Source organism: Marinobacter oulmenensis (genome assembly GCF_014201735.1).
In the GTDB taxonomy this organism is placed as follows: domain Bacteria; phylum Pseudomonadota; class Gammaproteobacteria; order Pseudomonadales; family Oleiphilaceae; genus Marinobacter; species Marinobacter oulmenensis.
On sequence record NZ_JACHFE010000005.1, the window covers coordinates 154591 to 179687 of the forward strand.

At 60.9% G+C, this 25097-nt stretch carries 19 protein-coding genes and 1 riboswitch; of the genes, 6 read left to right on the forward strand and 13 right to left on the reverse strand.

Annotated features, from left to right (window positions below):
* The first annotated feature begins 72 nt into the window (after positions 1-72).
* The 3 genes from HNR38_RS10925 to pcaF all read left to right on the forward strand — a co-directional run bounded on the left by HNR38_RS10925 (position 73) and on the right by pcaF (position 2901).
* Positions 73-717, forward strand: coding sequence for an IclR family transcriptional regulator (locus HNR38_RS10925; RefSeq protein WP_183703840.1), 645 nt, complete (start codon positions 73-75; stop codon positions 715-717).
* Positions 718-871: 154 nt separating this feature from the next.
* Positions 872-1663 (forward strand): enoyl-CoA hydratase-related protein, encoded by a 792-nt coding sequence (locus tag HNR38_RS10930; RefSeq protein ID WP_183703843.1) that lies wholly within the window; start codon positions 872-874, stop codon positions 1661-1663.
* A gap of 26 nt (positions 1664-1689) precedes the next feature.
* Positions 1690-2901, forward strand: a complete 1212-nt coding sequence (pcaF, locus tag HNR38_RS10935; protein WP_183703846.1) for a 3-oxoadipyl-CoA thiolase — start codon at positions 1690-1692, stop codon at positions 2899-2901.
* A gap of 95 nt (positions 2902-2996) precedes the next feature.
* Here pcaF and HNR38_RS10940 read toward each other — a convergent pair whose 3' ends face one another.
* From HNR38_RS10940 to HNR38_RS10950, 3 genes are read right to left on the reverse strand one after another with little or no spacing between them, the layout of a single operon-like run.
* Positions 2997-6095 (reverse strand): efflux RND transporter permease subunit, encoded by a 3099-nt coding sequence (locus HNR38_RS10940; protein WP_183703849.1) that lies wholly within the window; start codon positions 6093-6095, stop codon positions 2997-2999.
* Between the two features lie 2 nt (positions 6096-6097).
* Positions 6098-7192: an efflux RND transporter periplasmic adaptor subunit gene (locus tag HNR38_RS10945; RefSeq protein ID WP_183703851.1), complete on the reverse strand. Its 1095-nt coding sequence runs from the start codon at positions 7190-7192 to the stop codon at positions 6098-6100.
* Between the two features lie 51 nt (positions 7193-7243).
* A complete protein-coding gene (locus tag HNR38_RS10950) occupies positions 7244-7804 on the reverse strand; it encodes a DUF3833 domain-containing protein (RefSeq protein ID WP_183703854.1) in 561 nt (186 codons plus the stop codon).
* 244 nt (positions 7805-8048) lie between these two features.
* Between HNR38_RS10950 and thpD the strand changes: the two genes are divergently transcribed.
* Complete coding sequence (gene thpD, locus HNR38_RS10955) at positions 8049-8984, forward strand: ectoine hydroxylase (RefSeq protein ID WP_183703857.1); 936 nt, start codon at positions 8049-8051, stop codon at positions 8982-8984.
* 79 nt (positions 8985-9063) lie between these two features.
* Here thpD and HNR38_RS10960 read toward each other — a convergent pair whose 3' ends face one another.
* From HNR38_RS10960 to HNR38_RS10975, 4 genes are all read right to left on the reverse strand, one after another.
* Positions 9064-11136: a hypothetical protein gene (locus HNR38_RS10960; protein ID WP_246362659.1), complete on the reverse strand. Its 2073-nt coding sequence runs from the start codon at positions 11134-11136 to the stop codon at positions 9064-9066.
* A 421-nt stretch (positions 11137-11557) separates the two neighbouring features.
* Positions 11558-12343, reverse strand: coding sequence for an ABC transporter ATP-binding protein (locus HNR38_RS10965; protein ID WP_183703859.1), 786 nt, complete (start codon positions 12341-12343; stop codon positions 11558-11560).
* Positions 12343-13158 carry an ABC transporter permease gene (locus HNR38_RS10970; protein ID WP_183703862.1) on the reverse strand — a complete coding sequence of 272 codons (816 nt, stop codon included), beginning with the start codon at positions 13156-13158 and terminating at the stop codon, positions 12343-12345. The genes HNR38_RS10965 and HNR38_RS10970 overlap by 1 nt, the downstream gene beginning before the upstream one ends.
* Before the next feature lie 51 nt (positions 13159-13209).
* Positions 13210-13323: riboswitch (guanidine-I (ykkC/yxkD leader) on the reverse strand.
* 199 nt (positions 13324-13522) lie between these two features.
* Complete coding sequence (locus HNR38_RS10975; RefSeq protein WP_183703865.1) at positions 13523-14557, reverse strand: alpha/beta fold hydrolase; 1035 nt, start codon at positions 14555-14557, stop codon at positions 13523-13525.
* 149 nt (positions 14558-14706) lie between these two features.
* On the opposite strand from HNR38_RS10975, the gene glnT reads away from it, so the two are divergent.
* Entirely contained in the window at positions 14707-16065 is a 1359-nt protein-coding gene (gene glnT / locus HNR38_RS10980) for a type III glutamate--ammonia ligase (RefSeq protein WP_183703867.1), read from the forward strand.
* 59 nt (positions 16066-16124) lie between these two features.
* Here the strand turns inward: glnT and HNR38_RS10985 are convergent, their stop codons facing one another.
* Together HNR38_RS10985 and HNR38_RS10990 are read right to left on the reverse strand one after the other, a co-directional pair.
* The gene (locus tag HNR38_RS10985) at positions 16125-16874 is read right to left on the reverse strand and encodes a siderophore-interacting protein (protein WP_183703870.1); all 750 of its coding nucleotides are present in this window, start codon (positions 16872-16874) and stop codon (positions 16125-16127) included.
* Entirely contained in the window at positions 16856-17326 is a 471-nt protein-coding gene (locus tag HNR38_RS10990; RefSeq protein WP_183703873.1) for a MarR family winged helix-turn-helix transcriptional regulator, read from the reverse strand. The genes HNR38_RS10985 and HNR38_RS10990 overlap by 19 nt, the downstream gene beginning before the upstream one ends.
* Positions 17327-17518: 192 nt before the next feature.
* On the opposite strand from HNR38_RS10990, the gene HNR38_RS10995 reads away from it, so the two are divergent.
* Positions 17519-18856, forward strand: coding sequence for a ferredoxin reductase family protein (locus HNR38_RS10995; protein ID WP_183703887.1), 1338 nt, complete (start codon positions 17519-17521; stop codon positions 18854-18856).
* Here the strand turns inward: HNR38_RS10995 and HNR38_RS11000 are convergent.
* The 4 genes from HNR38_RS11000 to HNR38_RS11015 all read right to left on the reverse strand — a co-directional run bounded on the left by HNR38_RS11000 (position 18853) and on the right by HNR38_RS11015 (position 25092).
* Positions 18853-19479: a TetR family transcriptional regulator gene (locus HNR38_RS11000; RefSeq protein WP_183703890.1), complete on the reverse strand. Its 627-nt coding sequence runs from the start codon at positions 19477-19479 to the stop codon at positions 18853-18855. The genes HNR38_RS10995 and HNR38_RS11000 overlap by 4 nt on opposite strands.
* Before the next feature lie 238 nt (positions 19480-19717).
* Positions 19718-20785 carry a putative urea ABC transporter substrate-binding protein gene (locus tag HNR38_RS11005; protein WP_183703893.1) on the reverse strand — a complete coding sequence of 356 codons (1068 nt, stop codon included), beginning with the start codon at positions 20783-20785 and terminating at the stop codon, positions 19718-19720.
* Between the two features lie 51 nt (positions 20786-20836).
* Positions 20837-24463: an urea carboxylase gene (gene uca / locus HNR38_RS11010; RefSeq protein ID WP_183703896.1), complete on the reverse strand. Its 3627-nt coding sequence runs from the start codon at positions 24461-24463 to the stop codon at positions 20837-20839.
* Positions 24454-25092, reverse strand: a complete 639-nt coding sequence (locus tag HNR38_RS11015; RefSeq protein WP_183703899.1) for an urea amidolyase associated protein UAAP2 — start codon at positions 25090-25092, stop codon at positions 24454-24456. Before HNR38_RS11015 ends, uca begins: the two co-directional genes overlap by 10 nt.
* Positions 25093-25097: the final 5 nt, after the last annotated feature.

Sequence of the window (25097 nt, forward strand, 5' to 3'; positions counted from 1 at the left end):
ACTTGGGAGTTCAGTTTTTGCAACGCAGCTATACGATGTTTATATTGCAGAGCATTCAAAGAGGCGTTTGACATGACCAAGAACAGAGTGGAATCCGTGGAGCGGGCACTGAAGCTCCTGAACACCTTCAGAACAGAGGATGACGCTTGGACGCTGGCTCAGCTCGCTGAAAAAACCGGGTTCTACAAGAGCACTATCTTGAGGATCATGGGCTCCCTGGAACGTTTTGGTTATGTTGCCCGGGGTGAAGATGGCCTGCATCGTCCTGGCCCTGCCTTGTTCCGGCTTGAGCGGAGCACCAACACGGGAATCAATTTCGAAGCCGTGATTCGTCCCTATTTGAAAATGCTTAGAGACGAGACCGGACAAACCGCGTCTTTCTATATTCGGGATGGTGATGATCGGATCTGCCTGCTTCGGGAAATCGGTAATGGCGAGCTGCGACACTACGTCGAAGAGGGGTCCCGACTTGAACTTGACCGGGGTGCAGCAGCAAGGGCACTGACTACCCCAGACGACAACGATGGCGTGCACATGTCATTCGGAGAGCGTATTGCAGGCGTAGCAGCAATTGCAGTCCCTGTGTATGACGACAGGGACCAACTACTGGGTGCCGTCACACTTTCAGGAAGTACCCAATCCATTACCCCGGCCCAGAGCCGCCATTTTGCCCTGCAGTTGAAGGATGTTGCCCGCCAAATCCGCACCCAGCTCTGACCGGATGCCCTCGGGCTCTCCCCACCATTCCCTTTCGTCATAGCCGCATAACTAGCGCGAAGTTGTCTCTGCGCCAATCATGCTTACCCTGAAGAACAGCCAATGACTTATTAGCCATCGTCATTGTTCCTATCGACAAGGTGAGTCCACAAAAGTGACGTTTGAAACTATCAAACTGGATAAAGAGCAGTCCCTCGCCATCGTGACGCTCAACCGGCCTGATCGCCTGAATAGCATAAACGCGATTATGCGCCGGGAACTACTATCGGCCATACAGGCCGTTGCAGATGATACCGACGTACGAGCGGTATTGATTACCGGCGCCGGACGGGCATTTTCTGCGGGCCAGGATCTTGGCGAAAGAAATCTGCCCCGGCAGCAAACTCCCATTGATCTGGGAGACTCACTACGGCGAGGCTACAACCCCATTGCCACAGCCATCAGAAACCTTCCCAAGCCGGTGGTTTGTGCAGTCAATGGAGTTGCTGCTGGAGCCGGTGCCAACCTGGCGCTCGCTTGTGACCTTGTCGTCGCAAAACGTTCCGCCCGCTTCATACAAAGCTTTATCAACATTGGCCTGATTCCGGATTGCGGAGGCACCTGGACCCTGGCTCACAAAGTTGGCCAGGCCCGCGCTACCGGTCTGGCCATGACAGGAGAAGCCATACACGCCGAACAGGCGGCTGATTGGGGCCTGATCTGGCGGTGCTATAGCGATGAGTCCTTTGGACAGGCTTCCCTTGAGCTTGCCCTTGCTCTCTCCCAAAAACCCGCCAGAGCCTTATCCGCGATCAAGACTGCCATAACAAAAGCCCCAGAAAATACTTTTGAGGAGCAACTGGCCCTGGAGGCGGAGTACCAAAAATACTGTGGCGAATCCTCCGACTACCGGGAAGGCGTGCGGGCTTTCCTGGAAAAACGCTCCCCGGTCTTTAAGGACCGATAAATCATCACCTTCCGACGAGTCACTCCATGAACGCTTACATAGTTGACGCAGTAAGAACTCCAGTTGGCCGCTTCGGCGGCCTGTTTTCAAGGACCCGGGCCGATGACCTCGCCGCAATGCCTGTAAAAGCGCTCCTGGAACGCCATCCTCAACTGGACTGGACCTGTATCGACGATACAGTCCTGGGGTGTGCCAATCAGGCCGGCGAGGACAATCGAAACGTCGCCCGCATGGCGGTATTGCTCGCAGGCTTAACAGATCGCATCCCGGGAACCACTTTAAACCGGCTCTGCGGGTCCGGTTTGGATGCCGTTAGCACCGTCGCAAGGGGCATTAAGGCCGGCGAGCTTGGCCTGGCGCTGGCCGGAGGCGTTGAATCGATGACGCGTGCGCCCTTCGTGATGGGCAAGTCAGAAAAACCGTTCTCGCGTAACAGTCAGCTGGAAGATACAACCATTGGCTGGCGTTTTATCAATCCATCGTTACGTGAGCGGTACGGTGTCGATAGCATGCCGGAAACGGCTGATAATGTTGCCTTCGAATACCGTATCAGCCGGGAAGATCAGGACAAATTCGCCTTGCGGAGTCAGTCAAACTACGCCCGCGCCCTCTCGAGAGACTTCTTCAAGGAAGAGATCGTACCTGTCACGATCCCCGTTGGACGAGACGAAACCCGTATCATTAATCAGGATGAACACCCCCGCCCCTCAACAACGCTTGAGGTTCTCTCCAAACTGAAACCCATCAATGGACCCGACTGCACGGTGACACCGGGCAATGCCTCGGGAATCAATGACGGTGCATGTGCCCTTTTGATAGCTTCGGACGAAGCCCTCGTGAAACACAGACTTGTGCCTCGCGCCAGAATAGTAGGGACAGCCGTTGCGGGAGTACCACCGCGCATAATGGGTATCGGCCCACTACCTGCGGTGAAAAAAGTATTGGCAATGACAGGCTTGTCACTGACGGATATGGACACCATTGAACTGAACGAGGCCTTTGCTGCTCAAGGCCTGGCGGTAATGCGTGAACTGGGACTCTCCGACGATGATCCCCGTATTAACCCAAATGGCGGCGCCATTGCGATTGGACACCCCCTCGGCATGAGTGGTGCCCGGCTTGTAACAACCGCTCTGAACCAGTTGGAAGTCACGGGAGGGCGATACGGACTTTGTACCATGTGTATCGGCGTCGGCCAGGGTATCGCCATGATTATTGAACGGATCCCCCAACCCTAACCACATCATCGTTGTGCCTCCTTTGCCCCCTTAAACCGGGGGCTTTTTTGTCCCGCCTACATCAGGATGCATCACTTTCTGACCCGGCTGAAGTCCTATCGAACCTGTTCCTCCAGCCGCTCGAGTTCTTTCTCCACCGCGTTGGAGGATTTGGCGAAACGGGCCAGCAGGTTATACAGCACAGGAATGATGAACAGGGTCAGCGTGGTCGCGAACAACAGCCCGCCGAGGATGACAATGCCGATCGCGGCCCGGCTTTCAGCACCGGCCCCGGTGGCCAGAACCAGGGGCACAGCTCCGAACACCGTGGAAATGGTCGTCATCAGAACCGGCCGGAAACGCAGGGTCGCCCCTTCCAGAATGGCCTCGCGGACCTCATAGCCCTGATCCCGCAGCTGGTTAGCGAACTCGACGATCAGGATGCCGTTCTTGGCCATCAGCCCCAACAGCATGATGATGCCGATCTGACTGTAGATATTCAGGCTGATGCCCGACCAGGCCAGTCCCAGCAGGGCTCCAGTCACCGCCAGGGGCACGGTCAGCATGATGATCAGCGGGTGAATCCAGCTCTCGAACTGGGCCGCCAGCACCAGAAAGACAATCACAAAGGCGAGCCCGAAGGTCACGTAGATCGCAGCCGACGATTCCTCAAATTCCCGCGACAGGCCCTGATAACTCACGCGGGCCTCCGGTGGCAGGTTATCCACCGCCAGGGTATTGAGGTATTCGAGGGCGGAACCCAGGTCATAGCCTTCCGCCAGGTTGGCGCTGATCACCACGGCCGGCAACCGGTCAATCCGCCTGAGATCCGGATTGGCACCGATTTCCTGCACCGATACCAGGGCCTTGAGCGGGATCAGTTCACCCCCGCTGCGGGGCCGCAGGAAAATCTGCTCCAGGTCCGAGGGTGTGGCCCGGTCGGCATCGTCCGCCTGGACAATCACATCGTATTCCCGGCCACGGTCCAGGTAGGTGGTCACCTGCCGGGAGGCCAGCATGGTCTGTAGCGTCAGCCCGACATCCTCGACCGTGATGTCCAGATCCGCCGCGCGATCCCGGTCAATGTTGACCAGAAGCTCGGGCCGGGTCAGTTCAAAATCGGTATCCACATTCAGCAGATTCGGATTGTTCCGGGCCTGTTCAACGATCCCGGTACTCCACTGCTGCACCGAGTCGTAATCCGGCCCGGCCACCACAAACTCGACCGGCTGGCTGAAACCACGCTGGCCCAGCCCCGGCGGGTTGATCACATGAATGGTGGCACCGGAAATATCCGCCAGCTTGCCCCGGATCTCGGTGGCGATCTGCTGCTGTTTGACGCTGCGCTCTTCCCAGGGTGTCAGCCCCATGATCATGAAGGCGTTGTCCTCCTCATCCCGAAAGCCAACGATGGACAGGAAACGCTCGGCAATGCCCTGATCGAGATAGGGCACGAGTTTTTCTTCTGCCTGGCGAACAAAATGATCCGTGTACTCCACGGTGGAGCCGCGAGGAGCACTGGTGGGCATGATGATGACACCCCGGTCCTCGGTGGGCGCCAGCTCCTGGGGCAATTTCGGATAAATCACTCCCGCCACGATCAGCCCCACCAGGCCCAACCCGAGCAACAGCCCCGGCTGGCTCAGGGAGAACTGAAGCAGCCGGCGGTAACCATTGGCCAGGCCGTCCAGAATCTTTTCGCTGAACGCCCACAAGCGGTGGCCCTCCTCCGACTCCGGGCTGTGGCTGAGCCACTTGGAGCAGAGCATGGGCGTCAGGGTCAGTGCCACCACACTCGAGAAGATCACCGCGGCGGCCAGGGTGAAACCGAATTCCGCAAACAGCCGGCCGATGTTGCCGCCCATGAAGGAAATGGGCACAAACACCGCCACCAGAGTCAGGGTGGTGGCAATAATGGCGAAGGCCACCTGCTTGGCGCCCCGGTAGGCGGCCAGCAGTGGCGGCTCGCCGTCGTCCACCCGGCGCTGGACGTTTTCGAGCATGACAATGGCATCATCCACCACCAGACCAATGGCCAGAATGATCGCCAGCAACGTCAGCACGTTGATGGAAAAGCCCAGAAAGCCCAGGCCGATGAACGCCCCGATCACCGCCACCGGGATGGTCACCGCCGGAATCAGCGTGGCCCGCCAGGAGCGCAGGAACAGGAAGATCACCAGGATAACCAGTGACACGGCAATCGCCAGGGTGGTCAGCACCTCCCGGATGGAGGCCCGGATGAAGATGGATTCGTCATAGCTTTCGGCAATACGGACTTCCGGGGGCAGGGTCTGGCGGATGTTGTCCAGTTCCGCCTGAACCGCATCGGAAACCGCCACGGTATTGGCCTTGGACTGGCGGATCACCCCCATGCCAATGGCCGTGCGGCCGCCAGCCCGGAGCCGGCCCACGTCGGACTCCACCCCCATCTGGACGTTGGCCACCTCGCCCAGGCGGACCAGATCGTTGCCATCCCGGCGAACCACCAGATTGCGGAACTCTTCCACCCGGGACAGGCGCCCTTCGGTACGGACGGTGAAATTGCGGGTGGACGAATCCACCGACCCGGCCGGCAGTTCCACATTGTTGGCCCGCAGGGCCTGTTCAACCTCGGCCACGGTGATATTGCGGGCAGCCAGTCGGGTCCGGTCCAGCCAGACCCGGATGGCATACCGGCGCTCGCCGCCGATCCGGACATCGGCCACACCATCGAGCACCGACAGCCGGTCCGCCAGTACCCGGTCCGCGTAGTCGCTGAGTTCGGCGGCGTCCCAGACATCGCTCTGCAGGGTGACCCACATCATCGGCCGGGCGTCGGAATCGGCCTTGCGCACCACCGGCGGATCGGCCTCTTCCGGTAACTCGTTGGCCACCCGGGACACGGCATCCCGGACATCGTTGGCGGCGATATCCACATCCCGGGAGGTACTGAATTCAATGGACGTGCGGGATTCCCCCTGCTCGGTGGAGGATTCGATGGTGCGGATGCCCTCAATACCACTGATGGCCCCCTCGATCACCTGGGTAATCTGGGTATCCACCACTTCGGCGGCAGCGCCGGTGTAATCGGTGGAAATGGATACGACCGGCGGATCAATGTCCGGGTATTCCCGCACGGGCAGGCCCATCAGGGCGGCGATCCCGAACACCACAATCAGCAGGCTGAGAACCGTGGCAAAAACCGGCCGCTTGATCGACACATCAGAGAGCACCATGATCAGGACTCCGACGAACCGGTGAACCGGTTATCCGGAATGGACGAACCATCTTCGGTGATGCGTACCGGATCACCACTGCTCAGGCGATCCTGGCCGGTGATCACCACCGCCTGCTGCTCGCCCAATCCGTCCGTCACCTCGACCCAGCCGGGCAGACGGGCCCCGGTCTGGATCGTCACCCGGCGGGCGGCGCCCTCTTCGGCCACAAACACATAGGTTTCGTCACCCCGGATGATCACCGCCTGCTCGGGAATGACCAGCCCCTGGCGCTCCCGCAGGGTCAGCGAGGCCGACATGAACTGGCCCGGTCGCAGGCGGCCGTCCCGGTTATCGATCAGCGCCCGGACCGGCAAGGTGCGGCTGAGTTCGCTGATTCGGGTACCCAGTTCCGCCAGTTGCCCTTCGAAGGTTTCCCCCGGAAATGCCGGGGAGGTGGCCTGAACCCCCTGCCCCACGCCAACCTCGCCAATGAAACGCTCGGGCACGGCAAACCGCAGCTCCATGCGCTCGGTGGTATCCAGGGTGGTGATACTGGTGCCGTCGGACAGGTAGGCTCCGACACTGATGTCGGACAACCCGACAACACCGGCAAAAGGTGCTGTTATACGGTGGTTCTCCAGGCGCACCCTCGCCGACTCGCGCTGGGCCAGGGCAACATCGACCGCCGTGGTCAGCTCGTCCACCTGGGACTGGGAAATGCTGTTGTTCGAGCGTAACCGACGGGCCCGTTCCAGTTGCCGGCGGGCATCCGCCAACTGGGCCTCGATGACCTGCAGATCGGCGCGGGCCTGGCGGTCATCGAGACGCACCAGCAGTTCCCCTTCGGCAACCCGCTGGCCCGGCTCCAGGTCAAGCTCCACCACCCGGCCACTGACCTCCGTGGTCACCTCCACGGAATGGATGGCGTTCAGGGTGCCCACGGCCCGGACCTCATCACGGACCGCTTCCCACCCGGGTTGCACAGTGGCAACCGCCGTGGCGGATTGGGCTCCGGCAGAGGCCTCGCCCTCCCCCGAATCCAGATTCGTGTACAGGTAGGCACCACCAGCCGCCAGCGCGACCAGTACGATCGCAACCATCCATTGCTTCCACATGGGGAGACCAATCCTCTGCGATTTCACCGTCTGCGGAAGCCGGAGCTACCGCTACTTTTTCTGGATCACCAGTACCACCTCGCCCACATCAATGCCCCATTTACTCATGGTGGTTTCATTGATCAGGGTGTCTGGCGTGATCAGGTACATCCAGTCATCCATCCGCACGTCCAGCGTGCCGTCACCGTAGGGCACCGCCAGCACATAGTTCATGTGGATCGCGTTGCCCCGCCATCGCATGATGCCCGGCTCCACCACATCACCGGCGGTGGCATGGTAGCCCTGCGCCGCCGGGGTCAGCGTCCACACGCGGGTCTGGACCTCACCATCGCTGAAACGGAAAACCTCATCCAGCGTGCCTACGCCCTCGCCGTTCCAGGAGGCCCGGATATCGGCATCGAAGGTGCGAATGACTTCACCTGAAAAGTCCTTGACCACCCCACGGGCGGAAAGTTCGCCCTGAAAGAAGTCTTTGGGCACCAGCGCCGGGCTGCGGGACTGGTAATCTTCCAGTGAGGGGCCGGCACAACCGGCGAGCCACACCAGGGTTAAAAGTATAAGACCGGGCCGCCACCGGCCACCGAAAACGCTCGAAAAACACCGTGTTTGCATGACTTTTACACTCCAGAACGCATGGGAGGGCCAGGAGGCCACTGGAGTGTCTACGCCCGGGATGGCCGGACCGATCAGAAGCCGGCGGGACAGGGGTTGAAATAAACCCCGGCAACCTCACCTAGGCCAGACAGAGGCTCCCCCAACAAGGCAACAAGAGGACATTTTCAGACCATCGCGTGCCCGTCGAGACAGCAACAGACGCGCACCGCGAGTACCGTGCATAAAAGAAGGAGGTTCGAAGATGGATACTCGTACTGACGACTTTTATCCGACCCGACTGGAACGCCCTGTTCCCAGCTTTGAACGCAAGGATCCGGTTATCCACAGCCAGGGCGCTGACCGCAGCAACGGCCCGCTCAGCGAAAGTGAACTCGAGCAGTATGAGCGCAACGGCTTTCTGGTGTTCAATAACTTCCTGGACCGGGAAACCGTACAGCGCTTCCGGGAAGACCTGCGCAACTACGAAGACGATGAAAGCATTCTGCGCTCCGAGGGCACCATTACCGAGCCCGGCAAGCAGGAAATCCGCTCTATTTTCGGCATCCATGAGCTGTCCGACCGGTTTGACCGGCTGACCCGGGACCGGCGCATCCTCGACATGGTGCACCAGTTGCTGGGCAGCGACGCTTACATCCACCAGTCGCGCATCAACTACAAGCCGGGCTTCAACGGCAAGGGCTTTAACTGGCATTCCGACTTTGAAACCTGGCACGCCGAAGACGGCATGCCGCGGATGCGGGCGGTGAGCTTTTCCATTTCCCTCACCGACAACAATCCGTTCAACGGACCGCTGATGCTGGTGCCCGGCACCCACAAGACCTGGTTTCCCTGTGTCGGCCGCACGCCCGAGGACAACTATCAGTCCTCCCTGAAAAATCAGGAGCTGGGTGTGCCCAGCCAGAAGGATCTGGACCGGATGATCCGGGAAAACGGCATTGAAAGCGCCACCGGTGGCGCCGGTTCCCTGATCATCTTCGAGTGCAACGTGATGCACGGCTCCAACGCCAACATGTCACCCTGGCCACGCAGTAACCTGTTCTTCGTCTACAACAGCGTAGAGAACAAGCTGGAGCAGCCGTACTGCGGTAACCGGGCCCGCCCGGATTTCCTGGGTAACCGCACCCACACCGAACCGCTGGTGCCCATTGATTCACCGGACCTGCGCGAAACCGGCTGAGTCAGCCACGCAAGCGCCGATAAAAAAAGGGAAGCCCGCGGGCTTCCCTTTTTCTTTGGCCTGACGTTCCCGCGGTGGATCAGTCGTCACCGGAGAGCGTGATACCGCTGCCGATGTCCTCGTCACCATTGAGGCTGATCATGCGGGTCTTGCTGATCCGGTGGCGATAGATTTCCCGCAGGTACTTGATCGCTTTCTTGACGTTCGCCCGGCTCAGGCGAATGTCATTAATGGACACGAAATTGTCCTGATCGTGGCACATCTCCCGGTACTTCTTCTCGTACATGGGTTTGATGGCGTACCAGTTGGTGTCCAGGATCTTGGCCGGGTCCTCATACTCATTGAGCACGCTGTCCACCAGTTCCTCATCCAGTTCCGGTGACCGGATGAAGTCCAGCATGGCCTCGTCCAGAGTGTCATCGTATCGGGCCTTGTCGTTGGCGAAGCAACGCTTGATGTAGGCGACGATCAGGGTCAGGAAGTCATCACTCAGACACGGACTTTTCACCACCAGCGTGGTCAGCGACAGGTTGGCCGAGGCGCCGATCACCAGGGCATAGCGCTTGAGCGTGGTGTTCGGGAAGAGCGCGTTCAGGTGCGTCTTCAGGCGGTTAAGGTCCATATAGGACAGTTTGTAGTCCTTCGGCAGCGAAACGATGGAAACAATGGACGAGCAGTTCTTGAAGAAATGCAGGTCCTTGAGGTGGCTCGCATCGTAGCCGGATTCCTTGTACTGACGCAGGGCTTCCCGGTAGCGGCTGGCCTCGATGGGCAGCAGGCTCACGCCCTCGATGGCTTCGGTCACCTTGTTGAAGTGCGGCAGATCGATGGAACGGAAGAACAGGTCGTCGATGTCCAGCCGAGAGTTTTCGTTGATGGAACGGAACTCGTTGGCGTGGGCATCGTTGGGCACCACCGACTCGGCATAGGCCACCGCCACCGGCCCGGCCAGACTCATGAACAGATCGTTGGCATCCAGCCGGATGGTTTCGCCGATATCGACACCCGCCCGGCGGAAGTAATCCTCGTCGTAGTCCGTGGTCACCGCCTGGGCGGTCAGGATGTTGAAGATCTGCTGGGAGATGTACTGGTTGGCGTACTTCTCCATGGCGTTAACATCCACATCGCGGATCTTGCTTTCTTCCTGCTGCTCGGCGTAGCGCATGATGTCGTTGGAGATCAGCATCATGGCGTTCCAGGGCCGGATGCGGTGCATCATGTCCGCATCGCGGGTTTCGTCGGCATCGAAGTTGTAGGAGAAGTCCCACTCCTCGGCCAGGTACTTGCACAACAGCCGGCCGGCATTGATGTGCAGGGCCTCGGACATTTCCACCCGGTTGTCCTGAATGTTCGGCAGGATGCAGATACCGCTGGTGAAGATGGGCTCGAACACGAACGAGTGATCGTGATTTTCCAGCTCCCGGTCCTCGAGCTTGGGATCGAAGGTCTTGCGCATGTAGGAATACTGCTGCGCCAGACCGAATTCCGACGCCATGCCGGAGCCGGTACCACCGCCGGCACTGAAGATGTAGAAATACAGCCGGGACTGGTTGGCCTTGATGCCACAGGAATCAATCAGATAGCTGTGGATAAATTTCCAGTCCTCGTTGGAGAAATGATCGGTGTCCTTGTTCAGGATGATCCGCGCCAGGTACTGGCCCAGAATCGGTGCGTTACCGGCACCACCGGCATGGACCTCGGACAGGTCCATGATCTTCATCTTGTTATAGTCTTCCAGGAAGGTGCTTTCGTCCGCCCGGCGGGAGAAACGGATGCGCCCTTCTATGTCCTTGTCCAGGTCACCCAGCATCACCATGGGCTCGATCAGGAACACCGGTTTGACGCTGTTGGCCGGGGGCAGGTTCAGGCTCTGGCGGATCCAGCGCAGCGGGCCGATTTCCTTCTCACGGCTGCGGCGCTCATCGTTGTCGAGTTCCTGCAGGTAGTAGGAGCGGGCGCTGTGAACGAGTTCGGCAACATCCAGGGCAATGTTCGAGCCGCAGCGACCCAGGCCGATCAGGCAGACCGACGGAAAAAACTGCTGTTTCGGCTCTTCTTTCTGATGATCGGTAAAGACCCGGGGGAAGACCGACTCCCGGAGGTGATCCAGGTTCGACAGTATCTGGTCCAGATCCCTTTCGGTGAAATACATGTACGGATCTGTCACCTGATTGTCCTGGGTTTTCTTCGCGGGGGATTTGGAGGACTTGCGACCGGAGCCATTAGCGCCTTTGGCCCGCGGCTGTCCGCTGCTGGCCGCCTTTTTGACCACCCTAGGTTCCGATGCCACGGCTGACGCATTGTCAGCGCCCCCACCCTGATTCGTGTTGTCGTTATTCTGGTCCATATCTGAGGGGTATTTATTGCTCATAACAGGACATCCGGCATATGCGTATAAATTTCTTAAATTTAATACACAAGATACCAACGGATCACAGAATAGCCAGCACAAATATGTTTGTAAGGGCTACTGGTTACAATTTTAAACAGTTCCCGGGCTGATCATGCCGCCTTTTCCGGGCGATTGACCGGGCAGCAGGAAGGGTTTCTCCCCTCTGCCCGGAACATCCGGATCAGGCCGCCTGGTGGCGGGCGGTATTGGTAACCGACTGATCAATGTCCTGCAGCAGGCTGCGATCCATCTGTCCGATGGGCAGGTCGTAGGTGATGGTCGCGCCATAGGCGTTGGGATCATGGGGATCGTTGCGCACCTTGTCGAATACCAGCAGGCGCGTGCCCAGGTAAAAGCCTTCGTGCAGGTCATGGGTGACCATGAAGATCGTAATGCCGATTTCCTGCCAGAGCTGCAGCAGCAGTTCGTGCATGTCCTTGCGGATACCCGGATCCAGGGCGCCGAAGGGTTCATCCAGCAGCAACACCCGCGGACGCATGATCAGGGACTGGGCAATGGCCAGTCGCTGCTGCATGCCCCCGGACAGTTCATGGGGCCATTTGTTGGCGGACGGCGTCAGACCGACCCGCGCCAGCATGTCATCCACCTTCTCAAGCGCTTCTTTCCGGGCGCTGCCGAACAGTTTGCCCAGTAACGGCCTCTGCTCCAGCTCCAGCCCCATCAACACGTTCTGGCGCACCGTCAGGTGCGGGAAAACGGAGTAGCGCTGGAATACGATGCCCCGGTTACGGTCCGGCTCGGCCGGGAAGGTCTGCCCTTCCAGCAGCAGGTCACCGCGGGTCTGGGTTTCCTGACCCAGCAGCATTTTCAGGAACGTGGATTTGCCGCAGCCGGAGGCACCCACCAGGGTGCAGAATTCCCCCTGCTCGACGTCCAGGTTCAGGTTCTCCAGCACGACCTGATCGCCGTACTGCTTCCACAATTTGTTGACGCTGATAAAGCTCATCAGTGGCCTCCGGCGTTGTACCAGGGGAACAGTTTGCGGTTGGTCAGCCGCAGACACTGGTCGATAACAATGGCAAGGACGGTGATCCAGATAACGTAAGGCAGGATCACATCCATGGCGAGATAACGGCGCACCAGGAAGATCCGGTAGCCCAGGCCCTCGGTGGAGGCGATGGCCTCGGCAGCAATCAGGAACAGCCAGGCCGGTCCCAGGCTCAGGCGAACCGCATCAATCAGACGCGGCAACACCTGTGGCAGGGCCATTCGGGTGACCACCTGCCAGCTGTTGGCGCCCAGGGTCTGGATCTTGATCAGCTGTTCGGTGGGCAGTTCCCGGACCCGCTGGGCCACATCCCGCATCATGATGGGGGCGGTACCGATGACAATCAGCATCACTTTGGACAGTTCCCCGAGGCCAAAGACAATGAACAGAATCGGCAGTATGGCCAGCGGTGGCACCATGGATAACGCCGACACCAGAGGCGCGAGATTGGCGCGCACCAGCGGAAGAACACCATTGGCCAGCCCCACCACCAGGGCCATCAGTGCGGCAACACCCACGCCCATACCCAGTCGCTCCAGACTGGCCAGGGAGTCGACCCACATCAGGTAATCACCGCTGCGTCGATCTTCCTGGAACGCCATGCGGTCGACAGCGGCGGTCATCTGTTCCAGACCGGGCAGGAGTTTGTCGTTGGGGTTTTCCGCCAGCCGCTGCTGCGAGGCCAGCCCGTAGATCAACAAAAGGATCAGGAAGGGAAGCACGCCAAGCGCGGTGGCGGTCAGCCGGCCGGGGGTGCGGTTTATCAATCGCATGAACGCTCTCCTCTGGTCACAGAACACGGCAATGGAATCACGTGCAATCCAGTCTCCCGGGCTTTTGTCCCGCCGTGTAACCTCTGCCAGAGGTCGGTGACTCTCGGACCAGCCATCCGGGGGCTGTCGCTGCGCCACCGGACCGGAACCCTAGTCACCCATTGTGTCCGTTTGTCTGACCGCACGATGGGCGGTGTTGCTGTGAACGGATATGGGTAATCTGCCAGCACCCGACAACCCGGGCCTGACAGGGGGAACTTTGCAGGCACTGTGCCATCCCTGCTTTTTTCCCGGGTTTGGGGGATTTCCGATAGCATTTGCAGGTTTTCTCGCACCACAACAGTGCGGTTTCCGATTTTATGCGTCATGAGCAGGCGCCCCGCTTCAGCAAAGCGGCGGCAGCACTCAGTATGCGCTGCTGGGAATCCGGCTCCCGCCCGGGGCCGCCAGCCACATGGCCGTAGTCGGAAACCAGTGGCTGACAACTGCCGCCGGGCATGGCTGCGGCATCGTCCCGGGCATCGGTCATGGTGAAGTAGAGATCAGTACTCGAAGGCATCAGCACGGTGGGCATAGTCAACCGCTCAAGCGCCTGGCGATAGTCGCCACGGAATACCGGGTTGTCACTGATGTCCCCGGCCTTCCAGGTTTCCAGGACCGCAAGCAGATCGTTGGCATCCTGCTGAAGGTGATCCTGCTCCCAGAACGCCAGCAGACTTTCCGGCGACGCAAACCCCAGAGCCCGGTAGCTCTCATTGCGGAAAAACGCCTGGGAATAGGCCCAGCCGGCATAGACCCGGGCAAACGCCCTCAGCCCCCGTTCCGGCGGGGCCTGATAGTGGCCTCCCCGGTAATCCTGATCACAGGTCAGGGCCGCTTTGACCCCTTCAAGAAACACCTGATTGTGAGGATAACAGCGGGCGGTGGCGCACACCGCCAGCACCGATCGGACCCGCTGCGGATACAGGCAGCCCCACTGCAATGCCTGCATGCCGCCCATGGACCAGCCCATGACCAGCGCCAGGGTTGCGCCCCCGAACACCTCGTCCAGTAACCGCTTCTGGAGCCGCACGTTGTCATACAGGGATACCGCCGGGAATCCCGGGCCGGCCTGGGTCCCGGCGGTGTTGGAGGGGGACGAGGACTCGCCGGCGCCGAGCATGGCCGGCACCACAATACAATAGCGCTGCGGGTCCAGCGGCCCACCCGGGGTTACCCAGGGATGGTTGCCGGCCGCCGCACCACCGTAGTACGTGGGCAACAGGACCAGGTTGTCTTTTGGTGCATTGAGCTCACCGATCTGGTGGTAACGAAGACGGGCATCGTGCAGGACCGCACCGCCCGAAAGCGCCAGTTCCCCGGCCCTGAAATCCCGGATAATCCATTGTGGATCAGTCATCTGCATTTATTCCTCGGGCCCTGGTCCGGCATTGCCTGGACGGCCTCTCCGATCTTTTACATACATGCTGGCATGTAAGTTGAATGAAAGATCCGTGCCAGAGATTCAAACAGCCCGCCCGTCCGACCGGGCCGACATGAGGAAAAAACATGACTGAACCGACCGACACCCAGGCCCTGAAGCAGCAACTGACCGACGCGGGCGTGAAATACGCCATGGCCAGCTACGTGGATATCCACGGTGTCAGCAAGGGAAAATTCGTCCCCGTGGCTCATCTGGGCCAGATGATGGAAGGCTCCGAGCTCTACACCGGTGCCGCCCTGGATGGCGTACCCCAGGACATCTCCGATGACGAAGTGGCCGCCATGCCGGACGCCGCCAACCTTGCCATCTGTCCCTGGAACCGCCAGCTCGCCTGGTTCCCCGGCAACCTGTACCTGAACGGCCAGCCGTTTGAAGCCTGCTCCCGCAATATCCTGCGCAGACAGCTGGCGGCGGCGGACAGCATGGGCTACCAGTTCAATCTGGGCATCGAAACCGAGTTTTTTGTGTTCCGGGATACCGACGATGGCGGTTTCGCTCCGTTCAGCGACCGGGATAGCCTCGGCAAGCCCTGCTATGACCCCCGCAGTCTGATGGACAATCTGCCGATCATGGACGAACTGGTGGAGGCCATGAACGAGCTGGGCTGGGATGTGTATTCCTTCGACCACGAAGACGCCAACGGCCAGTTCGAAACCGACTTCAAATATGCCGATGCCCTGACCATGGCCGACCGCCTGGTATTCTTCCGCATGATGGCCAATGAAATTGCCCGCAAGCACGGCGCCTTCGCCAGCTTCATGCCCAAGCCCTTCAGTGATCGCACCGGCAGCGGCGCCCACTACAACATGTCACTGGCCGACGCCAGAACCGGCAAAAACCTGTTCAAACCGGACGGAGACGATACCCACAACTGTGGCATCAGCCGCATTGCTTACCAGTTCATCGCCGGGGTGCTGAAGCACGGTGCCGCCATCAGCGCGGTGATTGCTCCCACCGTGAACAGCTACAAACGACTGGTGCGCCAGGGCAGCATGTCCGGCTCAACCTGGGCGCCGGTGTTCATGTGTTACGGCTCCAATAACCGCACCAACATGATCCGCATTCCCGGTGTCGGCGAGCGCATCGAATGCCGGGCCGCCGACATTGCCTGTAACCCCTATCTGGGCTCGGCCCTGATCCTGGCGGCTGGTCTGGAAGGTATTCGCGAAGGCCTGGATGCGGGCGCGCCGCACCATGAGAACATGTACAACTACAGTGACGCCGACATTGCCAAACAGGGCATTGAATACCTGCCCCGCAATCTGGGCGAAGCCATCGAAGCCTTTGAGGCCGACCCACTGGCCAAAGAGGTCTTCGGTGAGGCCATGTTCCGGGCGTTCGTGGACTTCAAGAAGGATGAGTGGGAGAGCTACCACAACCACGTCTCGGAGTGGGAAGTCGAGCGCTACCTAAAAATGTTCTGATGAGTCACACCGGCCCGGGCCAGACCCGGGCCGGTGCGCCCTCCCGGGGGGGGCCAGCGTTATCCCTCGGCGTCCGCATCCCGGCGCTTGATCACCTTGTGCTCATCCTCGGACTGCCCCTGCTTCCAGTAACTGGATACATACATCTTCATCCGGTCCACGCCCCGCTCCTGGCGGAAATACCGGCGCAGCGCCCGCATGCAGCTGAACTCACAGGCCGCCCAGATGGCCGGCTCACCCTCATCCCAGAGCAGATCGCGCACGGTCCGCACCAGCGCGCTGTCGTCCCCGCCCGGTTCCGGGTTCACCACCCAGTGCAGGCTTACCCCCTCAGGGTGCGGCAAATTCGTTATGTCGCCTTCGTCCAGTACTTCCAGGACCGCATGTCCCCTGGCGTCAGCGGGCAGGCTGGCGAGATTGACCCGGATGGCGGGCAGCGCCGTCATGTCACCGGCAATCAGGAACCAGTCCCCGTCCGGATTGATGAGCTTGCGGGGGCCGGGACCACCCACCTGTATCCGGTCGCCCGGCCGGGTGCTGGCCGCCCAGGCCGACGCCGGGCCACTGTCCTCGTGCAGTACGAAATCCAGATCAATCTCCCCCGGTCGCTGGCGGGCAATGGTGTAGGTACGCGTCAACGGATGATCGCTGCCCTCCTGTGGGTACACGAGTTTGACGTAAGCACTTTCCTGCTGCTCGGGGAAGTCCTCAAGGGCGGCTCCGCCAAGGGTGACCCGGACCATGTGAGGAGTCAGCCGGGTGCTATCGAGCACCTCCAGTTGCCGGGGATTCAGTTTCGGTTTGGGCATGGTGTTTCGGTCTCTGTGTCGCAGGTGTCTTTGAGGGTATTGCGGATCATGGTTGAGGCCATCTCACGAAAGCCATCCAGCTCGGCGTCACTGAGCGAGTCCGACATCACCCCTGCGGCCTGGGCTTCGGCCGTCAGAATCTGGTCCAGCGTGCTACGCCCGTCCTCGGTGATCGCCAGAATCTGGCTGCGCCGGTCTTCCGGGTCCCGCTGCCGGCTGATCTGTGCCATTGCCTCGAGCTCATTGAGAGCCCGGGTCACCTGGGCCTTGTCAGTGCCAATCCGGCGGGCCACTTCACGTGCAGTGGTCGCCTTCAGGCTGCCAATGGCCTTGAGAATGCGGATATGGGTGACCGGAAGCGTGATGCCCTGGTCCCGTATCGAGCGCCTTAGCTGACGACGGTAGGCATGCATCAATTGATGCAGGGTGTCGCCGATGGAGTCGGTGGCCATGATGCTCCCTCGTTGGTTGATACTGTCAATCATCAGCCATAAAAGTAGACACTGTCAACCATTAGTCGGGCGGGTTTTGTCAATGCCGCGTAAAACCCTTGTAAAGCCGCCCCACATGCGGTCCCTGACGTCAAAAGCGGCGATACAATCCGGGAAAAGCAACGGAATTACCCGCTCCCGGATGGAATCCTGATGAGACCTGCGAATATCTTCTTTATGGCTTTTGTGGCCGTACTGACCCTGGCCTGGCTCCTGGCCGACTCCCTCTGGCCGGAGCCGTTCACCTATTTTTCCTTCCGCCACGTTTTTGTTCAGTACAGTGGCGTTATTGCCATGGGCGTGATGAGCCTGGCCATGATCCTGGCATTGCGGCCCAAGTGGCTGGAAACCCGGCTCAACGGGCTCGACAAGATGTACCGGCTGCATAAATGGCTGGGAATCACCGCGCTGGTGATGGCCACCCTGCACTGGTGGTGGGCCCGGGGCACCAAATGGATGGTGGGCTGGGGCTGGCTGGACAAGCCCGCCCGGGGCGGCCCGCGCCCGGAGGAAACCCTCGGCACCCTGGAAGCTGCCCTGCGCAGCCAGCGCGGGCTGGCGGAAACCGTGGGGGAATGGGGGTTCTATGCCTTTGCCATCCTCCTGGTTCTGGCCCTGATCAAACGGTTCCCCTACCGGCTGTTCAGCAAGGCCCACCGGTTCATCCCACCACTTTATCTGCTGATGGTGTTCCACACCGTGGTGCTGATGGAGTTTGATTACTGGCTGCAACCGGTGGGCATTCTGATGGCGCTGCTGCTGGCCGGCGGCACCGTGGCTTCGGTCTACTCACTGACTGGTCGCATCGGGGCTGTGCGCCGCTCCACGGCAACCGTCGACCGCCTGACCCGGTATCCGAGCCTACAGGCTCTGGAAATCTCGGCGGTTGTGGATAACCACTGGCCGGGCCATGCCGCCGGGCAGTTTGCCTTTGTCACCTCGGACCGCCGGGAAGGCGCCCATCCGTTCACCATTGCCTCCGGCTGGGATCCGCAACAGCGCCGGGTGGTGTTCATTACCAAGGCCCTGGGTGATTATACCTCACGGCTGCCGGAGGAACTCCGGGAAGGCATGACGCTGGAGATCGAAGGCCCCTACGGCTGCTTTGATTTCCGGGATGACCGGCCAAGGCAGGTGTGGATTGGCGCCGGCATCGGCATCACCCCGTTTGTTGCCCGCATGAAGGAACTGGCGGCAGAACCCGGTGACAAGCCGGTGGATCTTTTCCACGTCACGTCGGATACCGACCCGGAGGCCATGGCGAAACTCAGGGCCGATGCCGCCGCTGCGGGCATCCGCCTGCACCTGATCATCAGCCCCCGGGATGGCCGGCTGGATGCCGACAGGCTGCGGTCACTGGTTCCGGACTGGCAACAGGCCAGTGTCTGGTTCTGCGGCCCGGCGGGTTTCGGCCAGCAACTGCGCCGGGGCCTGACCGCCCTGGGTTACCCCGCCAGCCGCTTCCACCAGGAACTGTTCCAGATGCGCTAACCGGCCGGTTCCGGCGGCAGCGACAGCAGGTGCCGGAACTGGCGCTGGAAAAACGGAATCTGCTGTTCCAGCGAGAACAGCCCCGGCGCAAACAACCAGGTCTGGGTGATGCCCATCAGGAAGGTGTAACAGAGCAGCCCCAGGTCCTCGGGCTGTTCGTCACTTTTCAGGTCGCCCTGCTCCCGCGCTTTGCCCGAAAGCTCGCCAAACAGGGCCACAATCGAGCGGGTCAGTTCCCGTTCCCGCTTCAGGGTCCGGCTCATGGCGTCGGTGAGTTCGGTCTTGTTGAGCAGGATTTCGAACGACTGCCGGTAACGCCGGTCATTGGCCAGCAGTGACAGCCACTGCTCCAGAAAATGCTCCATGGCCGCCACCGGTTGATCGGCCATGCTTTGGCATTCATCCACCAGCGCTTCCAGCGGTTCCTGGGAGTAGGCCAGCACCGCTTCGTACAGGTCATCCTTGTTCTGGAAGTGCCAGTATATGGGCCCGCGACTGCAGCCGGCTTCCTTGGCGATCCGGCTTAACGTCGTCAATGAATAACCGTCCCGGCTGAACAGCGTTAAGGCTGCTTCCAGCACCGTCTGGCGGGTTTTCTCGGCCTCTTCCTTGGTTCGACGCATCTAAAGTCTTCTCACGAGCTGACATGGGAGTACGGGTTGGTGTGGGGCTCCCTCCCAAAACACGCTCCTTCGGCACGTCCATGTGACGCTTGGGCTCCGCCATCCCTGGCTCCGCACAGTTTTGTGAGGGAGCCCCACACCAACCCTTCCTATATCCTGGGAGTCACTGGTTAACTCCCGAAAAAAAGGGCACGACTATCGTGCCCTCAGGTGCCTGATGAAACAAGCGGTGCGGCAATCAGATCTCGCCGTCCGCCGCCATCTGCATGTAGTCATCGTTGAAGCGCAGCTTCACGTTGCCGGAATCACCCATGACCGTGCCGTCCGGGAATTCGATGCCGACAAAGTCCGGGCTCATGGCGCCCTGGCCCAGCAGCCCCTTGTCAAAGGAGAACTGGCGCACGCTGTCCATGGCCTCAAAGGCTTCGTCGCTGTTGATGAAGTCCACCGACATCTGCGGCTCCCAGAACATCTTCATGCCCGCCAGTTGGGCTTCATAGCCGGCCTGGTCGGTACCGGACAGCTCACCCAGATGGGCGCGGGCTTCCTCACCCTTCTTGGAGTCGGATTCCAGGATGCTCATGGTTTCATACCAGGCGCCAACCAGGGCCTTGCCCAGTTTCGGGTTGTCTTCCAGTGTTTCGGTGCTGACCAGGGTCAGATCCTTGATGTGGCCCGGAATCTGGCTGGAATCGAACAGTTTGGTGGCACCCGGGTAGGCTTCCACTTCACTCAGCAGCGGGTTCCAGGTGGCCACGTGGCGCACGTCGTCAGTCTGGAAGGCAGACACCAGGTCGGCGTCGGAGATGTTGACCACGTCCAGATCACGCTCGGACAGGCCCACGCTTTCCAGCGCACGGGCCAGCAGGTAGTGGGAGACGGACAGTTCCACCAGGTGCACGGTTTCGCCTTCCAGTTCCACGATGGAGGTGGCGTCCTTGGACACCAGGCCGTCGTTGCCGTTGGAGTAGTCGCCCACGATCAGGGCGGTGGTGTCCAGGCCGGAGGCCGCCGGAATCGACAGACCATCCATGCTGGTGGCCACCACGCCATCAAACTGGCCGGCGGTGTACTGGTTGATGGATTCGATGTAGTCGTTCACCTGCACGATATCCACTTCGATATCGTACTTGTCGGCCCATTTTTTCATGATGCCGCTGTCTTCGGCGTACTGCCAGGGCACCCACCCGGCGTAAATGGTCCAGGCAATGCTGAACGAATCCTTTTCCGCAGCGAGCGCGGCAGGAGACAGGGCGGCCGCCAGCACGCCGGCGACCAGGGGTTTGCTCAGGTTACGTGTTTTCATGGCTTCTCTCCTCGGGCATGGCCCGTCTGGTCATGACTGAAACTTGTTGTGTCAACTTTCGAGTTCTTCGACGATCACCACCGGCGCTCCCGGGGCAACGGCCTGACCGGCCTCCCGCCGGACTTCGATCACCTTGCCCGCCACCGGACTCAGCAATTCGATTTCCATCTTCATGGACTCCACCACCGCCACCGGGCGCTGGGCCTCAATCATGTCGCCGGGCTTCACCAGGCATTCCCAGACATTGCCGGCCACATGGCTTTCAATGGCGTGCTGCCCGGCGGGCAGATCGATGATGTCGTCCTCACCCGTGTCCTCGATGGGGGCTTCGGCACTGAAATTGATCTGGCCGGATTCGATCCAGCGCTGCAGTTCCTCGTCGAAGGCCTGCTTGCGGTGATCGGTGAAGCTCTGAATGTCATCCTGGTTGTCCGCCAGGAACTGCTCGTAGTCCTTCAGATTGAACCGGGTTTCCTCCACTTGAATCGGGTAATCGCCATTGGGGAACTCCCGGCGGATCTGTTGCAGTTCCTCGGCGCTGACTTCGTAGAAGCGGATCTGGTCAAAGAAGCGCAGCAGCCACGGCTGGCCCGGCTGGAAGTACTCGGTGGTGCGGTAGCGGTTCCACATCTGCAGGGTGCGGCCTACAAACTGGTAGCCGCCCGGCCCTTCCATGCCGTAGATGCACAGGTAGGCACCGCCGATACCCACGGAATTCTCGGCGGTCCAGGTGCGGGCCGGGTTGTATTTGGTGGTCACCAGACGGTGGCGCGGGTCCAGGGGCGTGGCGACCGGGGCACCCAGGTAGACATCGCCCAGGCCCATCACCAAATAGCTGGCGTCGAACACGGTCTTCTTGACCTCGTCGATGCTCTCCAGGCCGTTGATGCGGCGAATGAATTCCAGGTTGCTCGGGCACCAGGGGGCGTCCTTGCGGACCGACTGCATGTATTTGGCAATCGCCTGCTGGCAGGCTTCGTCATTCCAGGACAGGGGCAGATGGACAATACGGCCCGGCACGTCCCACTCCGGTTGCTGCTCCAGTTCGCGCTCGGCGGCCACCAGCAGATCAAGCAGTGCCTGCTGCCCGAGGCGCAGGCTGTCATAGTGCACCTGCAACGACCGGATGCCGGGGGTCAGCTCCAGAATGGCCGGATGCGACCGGTCCCGGAGCCACAGCATCAGGGCGTGGGCACGGAAGCGCAGACGGATGTCCAGCTCCATCGGCCCGTATTCCACCAGCAGGTAATTGTCGCCGGCAGCGCGGTAGACCACCCCGGTTTCATGTTCCTCCGTCGACAGGGTCCGTAGTACAGGAGTGTCCGGGCGTGCCGGTGTGACCTCAACGTTGGCGGGAATCAGGGCGTCGATGGCTTCCTCCTGGGCCTCCCGAAGGGCCACCGCCTGCAACTGGCTGACCGGCACAAAGCGGATCTTATCCCCGGCCTTGAGCTGACCCAGCTTCCAGAGGTCCGCGCTGATCACGGTCACCGGGCAGACAAAACCACCCAGGCTTGGGCCATCCGGGCCCAGGATCACCGGCATGTCACCGGTGAAATCCACGGTACCCACGGCGTAGGCATTGTCGTGAATGTTGGAGGGATGCATGCCGGCTTCGCCGCCGTCGCTGCGTGCCCACTCGGGCTTGGGCCCGATCAGGCGGACACCGGTGCGGCTGGAGTTGTAGTGAATTTCCCACTCACTGTCGAAAAAGGTCTCGATGTCCTGCTCGGTGAAATAGTCCGGCGCGCCGTGGGGGCCGTAAGTCACGTGCAGGGTCCAGTCCCGGCCCAGGCCGGGTTTGAGACCGGCGTCCAGGGTCCTGGCCGGCACCGAAAGGCACTCCGGCAGCCGGAGCACATCCCCGGCGCGCAGGGCGCGGCCACAGTGGCCGCCGAACTGGCCGAGGGTGAAGGTGCTGCGCGACCCCAGGTAATCAGGGCAGGACAGGCCTCCGGCAAACAGCACATAAGCCCGGGCGCCTTCGCCGCTGACCGCCCCCAGTGTCAGGGTGGCACCGGCGGGAATCTCCGTCACCTGCCAGAACGGCAGCGGTTTGCCATCAAGGCGGGCATCCAGTTCCGCACCGGCCAGCACGATCTGGGTAGACCGGTTGAAACGCAGGGTCGGACCCTTGAGGGTAATTTCCAGGCCGGCGGCCGACGTATCGTTGCCCAGCAACTGGTTGCCCAGGCGGAACGAATAGCTGTCAAAGGGGCCGGAGGGCGGCACGCCCACTTCCCAGTAGCCCTGACGCCCCGGATAGTCCTGGATGGTGGTCAGGGTACCGCCGGACATCACGTCCACCGTCGCCGGCTGGTAGACAAACTCATTCAGGGTCCGGGTGTAGAGGCGGGCCTCACGGAAACGGTCGTCCTCCAGCACCTGGCGGACATAAAGGGTGTTGGTTTCGATGCCATAGAGGTGGGTGTCTGCCAGGGCCTCCGCCAGGTGCCGGCGGGCGGCCTCCCGATCGGATTCATGAACGATGACCTTGGCCAGCATGGGATCAAACAGCGGCGAAACCTCGGAGCCTGGCTGAATCCAGTGGTCAATGCGCAGGCCGGCATCCTCGGGCCAGCGGACGTCGGTCAGCAGGCCGGCACTGGGCTGGAAATCCTTGTTGGGGTCTTCGGCGTAAATCCGGGCCTGGATGGCGTGACCGGACGGGCTCAGGTCGCCGGCCAACGTGGCCAGGTCCCCCTGGGTGCCGGCGCCCAGCTCGACCATCCAGCGGACGATGTCGACACCATAGACCTGCTCGGTGACGCCGTGCTCCACCTGCAGGCGGGTGTTTACCTCCAGGAAGTAGAAATCCGCGGTATCCGGATCGTAGATGAACTCCACTGTGCCGGCGCTGCGATAGGCGATGCTTTCACCCAGTTGGCGGGCGGTGTCGTGCATCCGGGTGCGCACCTCATCGGTGATACCCGGCGCCGGTGCTTCCTCGATGACTTTCTGGTTGCGGCGCTGGGCAGAGCAGTCACGCTCACCCAGAGCCACCACCTGGCCGGCGCCATCGCCGAAGAGCTGAACCTCGATATGGCGGGCATGTTCGACAAACTTCTCCAGGAACACACCGCTGTTACTGAAGTTGTTCTGCCCCAGACGCTGCACCGATTCGAAACTCCAGCGCAGCTCGTCTTCGCTGTAACAGCGGGACATCCCGATGCCACCGCCACCGGCGGTGCTTTTCAGCATCACCGGGTAGCCAATGGCCCGGGCCGCCTCGACCGCCTCATCCAGGCTGGTGAGCAGTTCCGTACCCGGCAGCAACGGCACGCCGGCCTGCTCCGCCAGGGCACGGGCGGTGTGCTTGAGGCCGAACTGCTCCATCTGCTCCGGCGTCGGGCCCAGGAAGATGATGCCTTCGGCCTCGCAGCGGCGGGCAAAGTCCGGGTTTTCGCTGAGGAAACCATAGCCGGGGTGCACGGCCTGGGCGCCGCTCTGGCGGATCACCTCGAACAGCCGTTCCTGATTCAGGTAAGTCGCTGCCGCATTGCCCTCTCCCAGCGACCAGGCTTCGTCCGCCTGGCGCACGTGCAGGGAATCAAAATCCGCGTCGGCATAGACCGCCACCGAGGCAATGCCCATGGCCTTGAGTGTCCGGGTGATCCGGCAGGCAATGGCGCCGCGATTGGCGATCAGCACCTTGGTGATGGGGGAATTCAGCTCCATACCAGCACCTCGATCGGTGTCGGGTTCCAGCCATTACAGGGGTTGTTCAGCTGGGGGCAGTTGGAAATCATCACCAGTACGTCCATCTTGGCTTCCAGTTCCACGTACTTACCGGCATCGGAAATACCGTCGGCAAAGGTCAGGCCGCCCTCGGCGGTCACCGGTACGTTCATGAAGAAGTTGATGTTGTGGGTGATATCCCGTTTGGTCATGCCCAGTTCCTCATGCTCTGTGACCGCCACCAGCCAGCTGTCACGGCAGGCGTGCATGCACTTTTTCTCCAGGGCATAGCGGGTGGTGTTGCTTTCCGCCGCGCAGGCGCCGCCCAGGGTGTCGTGGCGTCCGCAGGTGTCGGCGGTGATCTCCAGCATCGGGTTGTTTTCCGACGACATCAGTACGGAGCCGGCCGTCAGGTAGACATTGCCCTGGGCACGGATGGTGTCCGTCACGCTGTAACGTTCGGTCGGGTTGTGGGCGTTGTAGAACAGGGTGTCGGCGGCCTGGTTGCCTTCCAGATCCAGGATGCGGATCGTCTCGCCCGCTTTCACCACTTTGAGGAAATACTCGCCGGCAGGCACGGTTTCGCGGAAGCTAGCGTTGTCAGGATTCAGTGCGCTTTGTTTGATCATCTCCG

Excerpts from the sequence above, each read along its gene's own strand:
- HNR38_RS11000 (WP_183703890.1), bottom strand. The coding sequence starts at position 19,479 with ATGCGTCGAACCAAGGAAGAGGCCGAGAAAACCCGCCAGACGGTGCTG.
- HNR38_RS10975 (WP_183703865.1), bottom strand. The coding sequence starts at position 14,557 with ATGACTGATCCACAATGGATTATCCGGGATTTCAGGGCCGGGGAACTG.
- HNR38_RS10985 (WP_183703870.1), bottom strand. The coding sequence starts at position 16,874 with ATGCCCAAACCGAAACTGAATCCCCGGCAACTGGAGGTGCTCGATAGC.
- HNR38_RS10950 (WP_183703854.1), bottom strand. The coding sequence starts at position 7,804 with ATGCAAACACGGTGTTTTTCGAGCGTTTTCGGTGGCCGGTGGCGGCCC.
- pcaF (WP_183703846.1), top strand. The coding sequence starts at position 1,690 with ATGAACGCTTACATAGTTGACGCAGTAAGAACTCCAGTTGGCCGCTTC.
- HNR38_RS10965 (WP_183703859.1), bottom strand. The coding sequence starts at position 12,343 with ATGAGCTTTATCAGCGTCAACAAATTGTGGAAGCAGTACGGCGATCAG.
- HNR38_RS10925 (WP_183703840.1), top strand. The coding sequence starts at position 73 with ATGACCAAGAACAGAGTGGAATCCGTGGAGCGGGCACTGAAGCTCCTG.
- glnT (WP_183703867.1), top strand. The coding sequence starts at position 14,707 with ATGACTGAACCGACCGACACCCAGGCCCTGAAGCAGCAACTGACCGAC.
- thpD (WP_183703857.1), top strand. The coding sequence starts at position 8,049 with ATGGATACTCGTACTGACGACTTTTATCCGACCCGACTGGAACGCCCT.
- HNR38_RS11015 (WP_183703899.1), bottom strand. The coding sequence starts at position 25,092 with ATGATCAAACAAAGCGCACTGAATCCTGACAACGCTAGCTTCCGCGAA.
- HNR38_RS11005 (WP_183703893.1), bottom strand. The coding sequence starts at position 20,785 with ATGAAAACACGTAACCTGAGCAAACCCCTGGTCGCCGGCGTGCTGGCG.
- HNR38_RS10970 (WP_183703862.1), bottom strand. The coding sequence starts at position 13,158 with ATGCGATTGATAAACCGCACCCCCGGCCGGCTGACCGCCACCGCGCTT.
- HNR38_RS10995 (WP_183703887.1), top strand. The coding sequence starts at position 17,519 with ATGAGACCTGCGAATATCTTCTTTATGGCTTTTGTGGCCGTACTGACC.
- HNR38_RS10940 (WP_183703849.1), bottom strand. The coding sequence starts at position 6,095 with ATGGTGCTCTCTGATGTGTCGATCAAGCGGCCGGTTTTTGCCACGGTT.
- HNR38_RS10945 (WP_183703851.1), bottom strand. The coding sequence starts at position 7,192 with ATGTGGAAGCAATGGATGGTTGCGATCGTACTGGTCGCGCTGGCGGCT.
- HNR38_RS10960 (WP_246362659.1), bottom strand. The coding sequence starts at position 11,136 with ATGTATTTCACCGAAAGGGATCTGGACCAGATACTGTCGAACCTGGAT.
- uca (WP_183703896.1), bottom strand. The coding sequence starts at position 24,463 with ATGGAGCTGAATTCCCCCATCACCAAGGTGCTGATCGCCAATCGCGGC.
- HNR38_RS10990 (WP_183703873.1), bottom strand. The coding sequence starts at position 17,326 with ATGGCCACCGACTCCATCGGCGACACCCTGCATCAATTGATGCATGCC.